A 13,719-nucleotide genomic window follows, 5' to 3' on the forward strand; every position below is an offset into this window, starting at 1 on the left:
TCCCGTCACAACACCGGCCACGTCATCCCGCGCGGGATGACGTGGCCGGTGTTTTTCTGTCCGCCGGGTCGAACGCCGGGGAGCCGGTGGCTCGCCACATGAATCCGTCTCCGCATCGAGGAAGACAGCGTGAAACGACTGATAGGCACAACCCTGGCCGCGACCCTGCTGGCCGTGGTCCTCCTGCCCGGCACGAGCGCCCAGGGCCGAACGATGACGGAAGAGGGCAGGACCCGGGGGGAGACGGTGTCCTTCCCGGGCATCGGCTCGCTCTCCCAGCCCTCGGGCAAGGGAAGCTTCCGGTTCGGCGTCTCCAGCTCCGCGACGCAGATCGAGGACCGGAACGAGAACAACGACTGGTACCTCTGGAGCAAACCGGCCCCCGAGGGCCTCGGCAAGAGCCCCTTCGTCGGCGACGGCGTGGGCGGTTACACCCGGGCGCTCGACGACGTCGGCCTCGTCAAGGACCTCAATGTGGACTCGTACCGGTTCGGTATCGAGTGGTCCAGGATCGAACCCCAACGCGACAAGATCGACGAGGCGGCGCTCGACCACTACGGCAAACAGCTCGACGCGCTCGCCGCCAAGGGCATCCGCCCGATGATCACGCTGCACCACTTCGCCAACCCGGTGTGGGTCGACGACCCGCGCGACCTCGGCTGCGCGAACGGCCCGAGCGACACCAACCTGTGCGGCCTGGACCACCCGCAGGGCGGTGAGCTCGTCGTCGAGGAGATGGCCGAGTTCGCCGAGCTCATCGCCGACCGGTTCGGCGACCGGGTCGACGAGTGGGTCACCCTGAACGAACCGATGGTCTACATGACCTTCGCGCACGCCTTCGGCGCCGGCCCGCCCGGCAAGGCCAACCTGAACCCCGCGAACCTGAGCAAGTTCACCATGGCGCAGCGGCGTTACATCATGGCCCACGTCGCGATGTACAAGGCCATCAAGTCCGCCGACCGGGTCGACGCCGACCGCGACGGCGCGCCGTCCAGCGTCGGCCTGACCGTCGGCGCCCAGGAGTACGTGCCGATCCGCAACGGCAAGGTCAGCACCGACCCGCGCGACATCGCGGCCCGCGACCGCTACCGCCAGTACACCGACTACGGCTTCGTCGACGCCCTGTGGCGCGGAACGTTCGACAGCGACCTGGACGGCACCGTCGACGAGTGGCACCCCGAGTGGACGGGCACCCTCGACTGGCTCGGCCCCCAGCTGTACGCCCGCATCGGCGTCTCCGCGCCCGGCGCGTCCGGCGGCGGCGACCCGAGCTACCCGGTGCTCGACGTGGACCTGTGCACCACCGCGCCCTGCCTCCCCTACAAGGACCCGTCCTACTTCGTTCCGGCGATGAACTACGAGGCGTCCGCCCAGGGCATGGCCGGAGTGCTGAAGGAGTACGGCAAGCGCTACCGCGGACTGCCCCTCCTGGTGAGCGAGTCCGGCATCGCGACGGAGAACGGCACCCGCCGTTCCCAGCACATCGTGCGCACCCTGGAGCAGATCTCCCAGGCCCGCGCCGCCGGGGTCGACGTCCGCGGGTACTACCACTGGAGCCTGCTCGACAACTTCGAGTGGCTGTCGGGCTACTCGGCACGCTTCGGGCTCTACCAGGTGGACCGCACCACCATGGAGCGCATCCCGACGAGCTCCGTGCCGCTCTACCGGGAGATCGCCGGGTCGCGTTCCCTGTCCTCGCAGACCAGGCAGGAATTCGGCGGTACGGGGCCGTTCGCCCCGGAGACCGCGGCCGGCACCACCCGCTGACGCCGCCCGAACACACCGGGGGGCCGCTCCGTCCGGACGGCCCCCCGTGCCCCCTCCGCGCCGGAAGTCCGGTTCGACGAGCAAGGAAGAGCAGATGAGCTTTGCCCAGCTGAACAGTGGTGTGGCCGCCCCCCTGCCGGGCGCCGAGGACATCGCCGGCTTCCTGCGCGACGCCGTCGCGGCAGCCCTCGACGTACGGCCGGAAACCGTCGACGCCCACCGGCCGCTGCGCGACCTCGGACTGGACTCCGTCCGGATCCTGTCCCTCGTGGCGGTGCTGTCGGAACACCTCGGACGCCCCGTGCCCGGCTGGGTGGTGTGGCAGTACCCCACCGTCGCCGGGCTCGCCGCCCACCTGGCCGGCGAGGACGCGCCCCCCGCCGCCGCACCGCGCCCCGGCCGGACCCCCGCCGCCGCGAACGAACCCGTCGCCATCGTCGGCCTCGGCTGCCGGCTGCCCGGCGGCATCGAGACGCCCGAGGCGCTCTGGGAGAGCCTGTGCGACGGACTCGACGCGATCCGCGAGGTCCCCGCCGACCGCTGGAACGCCCGCGAATGGCTCGACCCGGACCCCCGGGCCCCCGGCCGGATGAACACCCGCTGGGGCGGCTTCCTCGACGACGTCGCCGGGTTCGACGCCGACCTGTTCCGGATCTCGCCCGCCGAGGCCAAGCACATGGACCCGCAGCAGCGCATGGCGCTGGAGGTCGCGTGGGCCGCCCTCGAGGACGCCCGGATCGTCCCCACCGCCATCGCCGGCACCCGCACCGGCGTCTTCTTCGGCACGATGGCACAGGAGTACCACCTCGCCACCGGCGCCGACGCCGACGACATCGGGACGCACTCCGCCGTCGGCTGGGACAACTCCATCATCCCGGCACGCATCGCCTACACCCTGGGCCTGCACGGCCCCGCCATGGCCGTCGCGACCGCCTGCAGCTCCTCGCTCACCGCCACCCACCTCGCCGTGCAGAGCCTGCGCCGCGGCGAGACCGACCTCGCCCTGGCGGGCGGCGTCAACATCATGCTCCACCCCCACACCACCGTCGCCATGACCAAGTTCGGCGGCATGAACCCCGACGGCCAGTGCCGCGCCTTCGATGCGGGCGCCAACGGCTACGTGCGCGGCGAGGGCTGCGGCGCCGTCGTCCTGCGCAGGCTCTCCGACGCCCTGGCCGCCGGCGACCGCGTGTACGCCGTGATCCGCGGCACCGCCGTCAACAACGACGGCGCCTCCAACGGCCTCACCGCCCCCAACCCGCGTGCCCAGGTCGACGTCGTGCGCACCGCCTGGCAGGACGCCGACGTCGACCCCAAGGACGTCTCCTACGTGGAGGCGCACGGCACCGGCACCCTCCTCGGCGACCCCATCGAGGCGGAAGCCCTCGGCACGGTGTTCGCCGAGGGCCGCGAGGAACCCCTGCACCTGGGCTCCGCCAAGACCAACTTCGGCCACCTGGAGCCCGCGGCCGGCGTCACCGGCCTCCTCAAGACCGCCCTGTCCCTGTACCACGGCGAGATCCCCGCCAGCCTCCACTTCGACGTGCCCAACCCGCACATCGACTTCGAGGCCAACAAGCTCAGCGTCGTCGCCGAGCGCCGCCCCTGGCCCGCCGCCCGCCGCCGCTACGCGGGTGTCAGCGGCTTCGGCTTCGGCGGCACCAACGCCCACGTCGCCCTCGAAGAGGCCCCCTGCGTCCGCCGCCGCCTCGTCCCCCTCGCCGCCGCGACCGAGGAGGCGCTGAACGCGGCGATCGCCGGGGCCGCCACCACGGAGGACCCCACGACCGGCCCGCTCCCGGCCCCGGATGCCGTCGGCCCTCACCGTGCGGTCGTCGCCCCGGCCCCGGACGCCACCGGCACCCATCGCGCGGTCGTCGCCCCCGCCCCGGCCGGCCGCGCCGAACTCGTCGCGGGACCCACCCGGTCCGGACAACGCCCCCACCTCGCCTTCTTCTTCTCCGGCCACGGCGCACAGTGGCTCGGCATGGGCCGCGACCTGCTCTCCGAGCCCGCCTTCCGCGCCGCCCTCGACGACTGCGACCGCGCCGTCGCCGAGCACACCGGCTGGTCGGTCACCGACGAACTCCTCGCCGACCCGGCCTCCTCCCGGCTCGACCGCACCGACGTCGTCCAGCCCGTCCTCTTCTCCGTACAGGTCGCCCTGGCCCGCACCCTGACCGCCTGGGGCCCGGAACCCGACACCGTCTTCGGCCAGAGCATCGGGGAGGTCGCCGCGGCCGTCGTCGCGGGCGCCCTCCCGCTGGACGAGGGCGCCCGGCTCATCACCACCTGGTCCGCGCTGATCGCCGAACGCGCCTCGGGCCACGGCGCCCTCCTGGTCTGCGACCTCACCGCCGACGGAGCCGCCCGCCCGGCCGCCGACCACGGCCTCTCCGTCGCCGGACACCTCGCACCCGACCAGGTCTGCCTGTCCGGCCCCGCGAACGCCGTCGCCGCCGCCGAACGGGAACTCTCCGAGAACGGCGTACGCACCGCCCGCGTCAACATCGACTACGCGTCCCACAGCGCCGGGCTGGAGGACCTCGCCCCCGAACTCGTCCGCAGGCTCGGCACCCTGCGCACCGGCGTCACGTCCATCCCCTTCCGGTCGACCGTCGACGACGACTTCGTCGACGGCACCGCACTCGGCGCCGAGTACTGGGCGCGCAACATGTGCCGCCCCATGCTGGTGGCCGAGGCCGTCGCCGCCCTCACCCGCACCGGGCCCGCCGCCGCGCACGGACTGACCGTCGTGGAGATCGCCCCGCACCCCGTCGCCCGGCACTCCCTGGAACGGACGCTCACCGCGCTCGGCGCCACCCGCTCAGCCGCCCTCGCCACCTGCCGACGCGACCGGCCCGCCCGCCGGAGCCTGGAGGACCTGGTCGCCCGCCTGTGGTGCGAGGGCCACGACATCGGCTGGACGGCCGTCCACGGCCGCTCCGACCGGCCCGCGCTCAAGACCCCCGTCGTCCTCACCGTCTCCGGCAAGTCCGAGGAGGCACGGGCCGAGAACGCCGCCCGGCTCGCCGACCACCTGACGGGCCGGCCCGACGCGGAACTGCTCGACATCGCCTACAGCGCCGCACACCACCGCGCCCACCTGGACCACCGGGCGAGCGCCGTGGCGAGCACCACCGACCGGGCCCGGGAAGCGCTCCTGGCGTTGGCGGAGGGGCGGGCGCACCGTGATGTGGTCGAGGGCTGTGCCGTCGGTGGTGAGCTGGCGGTGCTGTTCACGGGACAGGGCAGTCAGCGGATTGCGATGGGTCGTCAGTTGTACGGGGCGTTCCCGGTGTTCCGGGAGGCGTTCGACGAGGTGTGCGCGGCGCTGGAGCCGCATCTGCGGGTGCCGTTGGCCGCGGTGGTGTTCGCTCCCGAGGACAGTGCGGATGCGGTGTTGGTGCACGAGACGGAGTTCACGCAGCCGGGGTTGTTCGCGGTGGGTGTGGCGTTGTTCCGGTTGTGGGAGTCGTGGGGTGTGGTGCCGGGTGCGGTGGCCGGGCACTCGGTGGGTGAGGTGGCCGCCGCGCATGTGGCGGGAGTGCTGGGTCTTGGGGATGCGGCGCGGTTGGTGGCGGCGCGTGGGCGGTTGATGCAGGGGTGTGAGCGGGGCGGGTCGATGGCGTCGGTGGAGGCGTCGGAGCCGGAGGTGGTGGAGGTCCTCGCGGATGTGGCGGTGCGGGTGTCGGTGGCGGGGCTGAACGGTCCGGCGCAGACGGTCGTCAGTGGGGACACGGCCGCGGTGGACGCGGTGGTGGAGCACTTCGCGGGGCTGGGGAGGCGGACGCGGCGGCTGGAGGTGTCGCACGCGTTCCACTCGCCGCACATGGACGCGATGCTCGATGCGTACCGGGAGGTCGTGGAGAGCTGTGTGTTCGGTGCCCCGGGGATCACGGTGGTGTCGACGGTGACGGGCGGGGTGGTGTCGGGGGAGGAACTGGCCGATCCGGGGTACTGGGTGCGCCAGGTGCGCGACGGGGTGCGGTTCCTGGACGCGGTGCGGTGTCTGGAACGGTCCGGGGTGTCGCGGTACCTGGAGTGCGGCCCGGCGGGCGTGCTGTCCGCGATGGGCGCGGGATGCGTGCAGGGCGAGGCGGTGTTCACCGCCTCGCAGCGCACTCCCCGCGGCGCGGACGAGCCGGTCGACGAGGTCCGGTCCCTGCTGCGGGCCCTGGGCGAACTCCACGTCTCGGGGCAGGACATCGCCTGGGACAGGGTGCTGGTCGGCGGGACGCCGGTGGACCTGCCCACGTACGCCTTCCGGCGCAAGCACCACTGGATCGAACCGAAGGCCGGGAGGAACACCGGAAGGAACGCCGGGAAGCACACCGGCCACGGACGCCCGCACGCCGACGACGCCCTGTGGCAGGCCGTCGGCAGCGGAGAGAGCGAACGCGTCTCCGAACTCCTCGGCGTGACCGACAGCTCCGCCGTCGCCACCCTCCTGCCCTACCTCGCCACTTGGCGCGAACAGCAGGACAGGGCCGGCGAAGTCGCCGACTGGAGCTACGAGGAGACCTGGCAGCCCTCCCCGGTGGCCCGCACCGCCCCACTGCCGCGCGGCCACTGGCTGATCGTCGCCCCCGCCGCCGCGCAACCCCTCGCCGGAGAACTGGCCGGGGCACTGACCGCCGCAGGCGCCTCCCCGCACCTCCTGACCGCCGACACCGGCACGGACACGGACACGGGCGCCGGTACGGACACGGACTCCGGTGCCGGTACCGACCGTGCCGCGTACGCCGCGTCGATCGGCGACCTGATCGCGGAACTCGGCGACGAACCACTGCGCGGCGTCCTCGCCCTCACCGCCGCCGACACCGCCCCGCACCCCGACCACCCCGCCGTGACCACGGGCGCCGCCCGGAGCCTCGCGCTCGTACAGGCACTGGGCGACACCTCGGTACGGGCCCCGCTGTGGTTCGTGACCCAGGGCGCCGTCCGCGCCCACGACACGGACCCCGCCCCCGCCCCCGCCCAGGCCCTCGCCTGGGGACTGGGCCACGTCGTGGCCCTCGAACACGCCAACCGCTGGGGCGGACTCGTCGACCTGCCCGCCGAACCCGACCCGACGACGCTCCGCCGACTCCTGGCCACCCTCGCCGCGCACGGCACCCCGGGCGCGGAGGAACACATCGCGCTGCGCCCCGCCGACCGCCTCGTCCGCAGGCTGCGCCGTACGAGTACGAGTACCGCAACGGCGACCGCACGGCCCTGGACCCCCCGGGGCACCGTCCTGATCACCGGCGGCAGCGGCGCACTCGCCGCCCACCTGGCCCACCGCCTCGCCGAACGCGGCGCCGAACACCTCGTCCTCGCCTCCCGGCGCGGCCCCGACGCCGAGGGCGCCGCCGAACTCACCGCCGCACTCGAAGCCGCGGGCACCCGCGTGACCCTCGCCCCCTGCGACGTCACCGACCGGCGGCAGCTCGACGAACTCCTCACCGCGCTCGACCACGACGAGGCACCCCTGCGCGCCGTCTTCCACACCGCGGGCGTCCTCGACGACCGGCTCATCGACCGCCTGGACGCCGAAGCCCTCGCCGCCGTGGCCGCACCCAAACTCACCGCCGCCACCCACCTGCACGAACTCACCCGCGACCGCGACCTCGACGCCTTCGTCCTGTACTCGTCGGTCGTCGGCACCCTCGGCAACATCGGCCAGGCCAACTACGCCATGGCCAACGCCGCCCTGGACGCCCTCGCCGCCGCGCGCCGGGCCGAGGGCCTGCCCGCCGTCTCCATCGGCTGGGGCCCCTGGGCCGACGGCGGCATGACCCACGGCGCCGCCGAGAACCAACTGCGCCGCATCGGTTTCGAACCGATGCCCGCCGAACGCGCCCTGGACGCCCTCGACACGGCCCTCGACCGCGGCGGCTCGACCGTCGTCGCCGGGATCGACTGGCCCCGGGCCGCCGCCGCGTACACCGAGGGCGGCGACCGCCCCTTCCTGCACGAGGTCCCCGAGGCCCGCGCAGCGATCGCGGACGCCCCCGCCGAGCAGGCCCACCCCCTGCGCACCACCCTGCTCGCCCTGCCCGAGGACGCCCGCGAGAACCACCTGCGGTCCCTGCTCGCCGTCGAGGCCGCGGCGGTGCTCGGCGCCGAGAACCCCGCGTCGCTCGACCTCGAGCGCGGCTTCAAGGACCTGGGCTTCGACTCGATGATGGCCGTCGACCTCAGCGTGCGCGTACAGAAGCGCACCGGCGTCATCACACCCAAGACCCTGATCTTCGACCACCCCAACCTGGCGGCCGCCGCACGGTGGCTGCTCGGCGAAATCGCCCCCGCCCTCACCTCCGCCCTCACCGAAACCTCCGCCGCCGTCGCCGCGCATCGCAGCGACGAACCGCTCGCCGTCGTGGGCGTCGGCCTGCACATGCCGGGCGACGCACACGACCTCGACAGCCTCTGGGACGTGCTCGCCGAAGGCCGCGACACGGTGCGCGAGGTGCCGGCCGACCGCTTCGACATCGACGCGTTCTACGACCCGGACCCGGACGCCGAGGGCCGGACGTACGCCCGCCACGCCTCCTTCCTCGACGACGTGGCCCACTTCGACGCGGCCTTCTTCGGCATCTCGCCGCGCGAGGCCGAACCGATGGACCCCCAGCACCGGCTGCTCCTGGAGGCCGCCTGGAACTCCCTGGAGAACGCCGGCATCCGCCCGCGCGAGCTGCGCGACTCCCGCACCGGTGTCTTCGTGGGCGCCGGCGTGGGCGAGTACGGCAAGTACCGCCCGAACGGCGCCCCGGACACGTACACCCTGACCGGTACCCTGCCGAGCTTCAACGCGGGCCGCCTCTCCTACCACCTCGGGCTCCAGGGCCCCGCGCTGTCCATCGACACCGCGTGCTCGTCGTCGCTGGTGGCCCTGCACCTGGCCTGCGAGGCGCTGCGCAACGACGAGTGCGAACTGGCTCTCGCGGGCGGCGTCCAGGTCCTCACGGACCCCGGCGCGTTCATCGCCCTCAGCCGCTCGCACGCACTCTCCCCGGACGGCCGCAGCAAGGCGTTCTCGGCCGAGGCGGACGGGTACGGGCGCGGCGAGGGCGTCGGCGTGATCGCCGTCATGCGGCTCTCCGACGCGATCGAGCAGAACCGCACGGTACTGGGCGTCATCCGGGCCACGGCCATCAACCACGACGGCGCCAGCAGCGGCATCACCGCCCCCAACGGCTCCTCCCAGCAGAAGGTCATCCGCGCCGCCCTCCGCTCGGCGGGCCTGTCCACCGAGGACGTCGACTACGTCGAGTGCCACGGCACGGGCACCGCGCTGGGCGACCCGATCGAGGTGCAGGCGCTGGCCGCCGTGTACGGGGAGGGCCGCGAGCCGGGCCGGGAACTCGGGCTCGGTACGGCGAAGAGCGTCATCGGCCACCTGGAGTCGGCGGCCGGCATCGCCGGTGTCTGCAAGATGCTCGCCTCCTTCAGGAAGGACGCCCTGCCCGGCACCCGGTACAGCTCGCCGCGCAACCCGAACATCGCCTGGGACGACCTGCCGGTACGGGTGGTCGACGAACTCACGCCGTGGGCGCGGGACGAGGGGCGGGTGCGGCGTGCGGGGGTGTCGTCGTTCGGGCTGAGCGGGACGAACGCGCACGTGATCGTGGAGGAGCCGCCGGTCGTCGGGACGCCGGAGCCGGTGGGGGTTTCCGGCGGTCCGGTGCCGGTGGTGGTGTCGGGGCGTGACGAGGCGGCGCTGCGGGAGCAGGCGGGGCGCTGGGCGTCGTGGCTGTCGGACCTGTCGGGTCGTGAGGGTGTGCGGGTGGCGGATGTGGCGGTGACGGCTGCCCGGCATCGTACGCACTTCGAGTCGCGGGCGAGTGTGGTGGCGTCGGATGCGGCCGGGCTGGTGGAGGCGCTGGAGGCGCTGGCCGAGGGCCGGTCGCACGATGCGGTGGTGACGGGTACGGCTGGGCGCCGTGGGAAGGTCGTCTTCGTCTACCCCGGCCAGGGCTCGCAGTGGATCGGCATGGGCCGTGAACTCCTGGATTCCAGTGCGGTGTTCGCGGAAGCCGTGGACGCGTGTGATGCGGCGCTGTTGCCGTTCACGGGCTGGTCGGTGCGGGAGGTGCTGGCCGGTGAGGAGGGTGAGCATCCGCCGTTCGACCGGGTGGACGTGGTGCAGCCGGCGCTGTTCGCGATGGGGGTGGCCCTGTCCGCGCTGTGGCGGTCGCTGGGCGTGGAGCCGGCCGCCGTGGTCGGCCATTCGCAGGGTGAGGTGGTGGCCGCGGTGGTGAGCGGTGCTCTCACCCTGGAGGAGGGGGCGCAGATCGTGGCCCAGCGCTCGCGGGCCGTGCTGGCCTGCGCCGGGCAGGGCGGCATGGCCCTGATCGAACGCCCCGTCGCGGTGGTGGAGGAGTTCCTGGCCCCGTACGGCGACGCCCTGTCCGTGGCCGCGGTCAACACTTCGGGTTCCACCGTGATTTCGGGTCAGGCGGACGCGATCGAACGGATCGTGGCCGAGCTCCAGGAGAAGGAGATCTACGCCCGCAGGATCAACGTGGACTACGCCTCCCACAACGCCCAGATGGACCCCCTGCTCCCCGCCCTGGCCCAGGGTTTCGAGGGCCTGGCCCCGCGCCGCGCGGACCTGGCGTTCTACTCCACCGTGACGGGCGAGGTCTCCGACGGCACCGGCCTGGACGGTACCTACTGGTGCCGCAACCTGCGCGAGCCCGTCCGCTTCGACCGCGCCCTGGACAAGCTCCTGGACGACGGGCACACCGTCTTCGTCGAGATCTCCGCCCACCCCGTGCTGTCCATGCCGCTGACCGACGGCAGCGCCGAGCGGGGCGGCATCGTCGTCGGTTCCCTCGCACGACGGACCGGCGGAGCGGCTCAACTCCTGCGCAACCTGGGCCTGCTGCACGTCCAGGGCCATGAGATCGACTGGGACCGGGCCCTCGGGCTCGCCCCGGATGCTGCGGGCTCCTTGCTGAACCTGCCCACGTACGCCTTCCAGCGCGAGCACTACTGGCTTCCGGTCCCGAAGGCCACCGGTGACGCCGGATCGCTGGGCCTGGAGACCTCGCCGCACCCCTGGCTGGGCGCGGTGACCGAACTCGCCGACGGCGAAGGCCACTTGTTCACCGGCAGGCTCTCGCTCACCGAGCAGCCGTGGCTGAAGGACCACACGGTCTTCGGGACCGTCATCGTCCCCGGCACCGGTCTCCTCGAACTCGCGCTCACCGCCGCACATCACGTCGGTGCCGCCGGGGTCGCCGAACTGACCCTGGCCGAGCCGCTGGTGATCGACGAGGCGGTGCGGATACAGATCACGGTCGGCGCACCCGGCGCGAACGGCCGTCGACACCTCACGATCCACAGCCGCCCCGACGACACGCAGGACGACTGGACCCGCCACGCGAGCGGCGAACTGCGCGAGGAGTCGGCCGACCCGGCCCCGGACGACTTCGCGGAGCTGCGCCACTGGCCGGTGGCCGGGGCCGAGCGGGTCGACCTCGACGGGTTCTACGACCGGTTCGGCGCCCAGGGCATCGACTACGGCCCCGCCTTCCGGGGCCTGACCGAGCTGTGGCGCAAGGGCGACACCGCGTACGGAATCGTCCGCCTGCCCGGGACGGCGGGGTCCACCGGGGCCGCCGCCGCGCCCACCGGGGCCGCGGCCGGGGCCGAGTACCACCTGCACCCCGCGCTCCTCGACACGGCCCTGCACATCATGAAGGGGGTGATCCCCGCCCGGGGCGCGGAGGAGCCGGAAGGGGCGCTGCTGCCCTTCGAGTGGAGCGACGTCGAGCTGTACGCGGCGGGCAGCGCCGAGCTGCGCGTCCGCATCGACGTCGAAGCCTCCGAGGCCGGCCAGGAGATCCGGGTCCGGGCCGCCGACGCCACGGGTGAACCCGTCGTACGGATCGGTGGGCTCCACCTCCGGCGGGCCACCGCCGAACAGCTCCGGGCCGCGCGCAACACCGGCGCCGACGGCCTCCACCGCCTGGAGTTCCAGCCGGTGAGGGCCCCCGCCCCGCAGGGCGCGGTCGCCGACGCCGTACTGACCGGCACCGGCGAACTCGCCGCCCTGATCGGCGTACGGACCCTGTCCGACATCGACGAGCTGACCGCCCTGCTCGACTCCGGCCCGCAGGCACCCGCCCGTGTCGTCGTCGACACGACCGGTCGGCCGCCCTTCTACAGCGAGCCCGAGGCCGCCTACAAGGCGACCGAGTACGTCCTCGCACAGCTCCAGGAACTGCTCTCCGACGACCGGCTCGACTCGACCGAACTCGTCTGGGTCACCCGTGGCAGTGTCGCCGCGGCTCCGGGCGACCGGCTCGGCGGGCTGCCGTACGCACCGCTGTGGGGGCTCATCCGGTCCGCCCGCGCCGAACACCCCGAGCGCGGCCTCCGCCTGATCGACCTCGGCCCCGACGACGCGGACCGGGACGCGCTCGCCCGCGCCCTCGCCGTCACCGGCGAACCCGAACTCGCGGTCCGCGAGGGCGAGGTGCTCGCTGCCCGCCTGGTGCGCGAAGCCCCCACGGCCGCCACGGCCGACGGGGCCCTCATGGCCAGCGGGGTCACCGCACGACCGCTCGACCCCGAAGGCACGGTGCTGATCACCGGTGGCACCGGCGAACTCGGCCGCGAGACCGCCCGGCACCTCGTACGCCACCACGGCGTCCGCCACCTGGTGCTGACCTCGCGGCGCGGTGCCGAGGCCCCCGGAGCCGCGGAACTCGTCCACGAACTCGAAGAGGAAGGTGCGCGATGCGTACGTGTGGTGGCCTGTGATGTCGCTCGGCGAGATGACGTGGCGCAGGTGCTCGGTCTTGCTGAGGAGGGCCGGCCTTGGACGGCCGTCCTGCACCTCGCGGGAATTCTGGACGACGGCGTCCTTCTCGGCCAGGACGCGGAGAGACTCTCCCGCGTGATGGCCCCGAAGGTGAAGGGCGCCCTCTACCTGGACGAACTCACCCGGGACCTCGACCTCGCCGCCTTCGTCCTCTTCTCCTCCGCGGCCGGCACCGTCGGCACGGCGGGCCAGAGCATCTACGGCGCGGCCAACACCTACCTCGACGCCTTCGCCGCCCGGCGACGGGCGGAGGGCCGCCCGGCCACCTCCCTCGCATGGGGGCTGTGGCACCAGGCGGGCGTGGGCATGACCTCGCACCTGGGCGCGGTGGAACTGGAACGCATGCGCCGCCAGGGCATCGCCCCGCTCCCCTTCGAGCAGGGCCTGGCCCTCCTCGACGCGGTGCTCGCCCGCCCCGCCGACAACTTCGTCCCCGTGAAGCTCGACCTGCGGGCGGTGCGGCGGGCGGCGGAGCAGGGCCAGGACGTCCCCGCCCTGTTCCGTGCACTGGTACGGCGGCGACTGCGCCGGGCGCCCTCCGCCGACCCGGCGACGAGCCCGACCGGCCTGCGCGAACGACTGCTGGCCGCGCCCGGGGACCGGCGCCAGGACCTCGTCACGGAAATGGTGCTGCGCGAGGTCGCCACCGTGCTCGGCGTGAGCGGGGGCGGTTCGCTCTCGCCGCAGCAGGTCCTCAAGGACCTGGGGCTCGACTCCCTGATGGCGGTCGAGCTGCGCCGCCGCCTGTCGGCCGAGAGCGGCATCTCCCTGCCCGCGACGCTCGCCTTCGACCATCCGACCCCCGACCACATCGCACGGCTGATACTCGGCCGGCTGGACCTGCCCCCGGAGGCCCCCGCGACTGGCGCGCCCGGGAACGGCGCGTCCGGGGACGAGGACCCCGAGTCCGTACTCGGCTGGGCCCTCGGACAGCTCTCCGCCGACCGGATCCACCGCAGCGGACTGCTGGAACAACTCGTCGAACTGGCCCGGCAGGAGAGCCCCGGCACCGCGGCGGTCGCCGCACCGCCGGTCGCACCGGCCGAGGAGGAGCGTTCGGTGGACGACATCAACGCCGAACTGAACGCACTGCTGGAGGCCTCGGGCCTCGACCTCGACCTCGACTGAGCGGA

The 13,719-nt window shown here is 73.6% G+C and carries 2 protein-coding genes; both read left to right on the plus strand.

Annotated elements, in window-relative coordinates; all coding sequences use genetic code 11:
- Nucleotides 1-129: 129 nt before the first annotated feature.
- Entirely contained in the window at nt 130-1,767 is a 1,638-nt protein-coding gene (locus tag OCT49_RS37270; protein WP_283856598.1) for a glycoside hydrolase family 1 protein, read from the plus strand.
- Between the two features lie 94 nt (nt 1,768-1,861).
- On the plus strand, nt 1,862-13,714 hold the full coding sequence (locus OCT49_RS37275) for a type I polyketide synthase (RefSeq protein ID WP_283856599.1): 11,853 nt from the start codon (nt 1,862-1,864) through the stop codon (nt 13,712-13,714).
- Nucleotides 13,715-13,719: the final 5 nt, after the last annotated feature.

It is taken from the genome of Streptomyces sp. ML-6 (assembly GCF_030116705.1).
Taxonomy (GTDB): domain Bacteria; phylum Actinomycetota; class Actinomycetes; order Streptomycetales; family Streptomycetaceae; genus Streptomyces.

Excerpts from the sequence above, each read along its gene's own strand:
- OCT49_RS37275 (WP_283856599.1), top strand. The coding sequence starts at position 1,862 with ATGAGCTTTGCCCAGCTGAACAGTGGTGTGGCCGCCCCCCTGCCGGGC.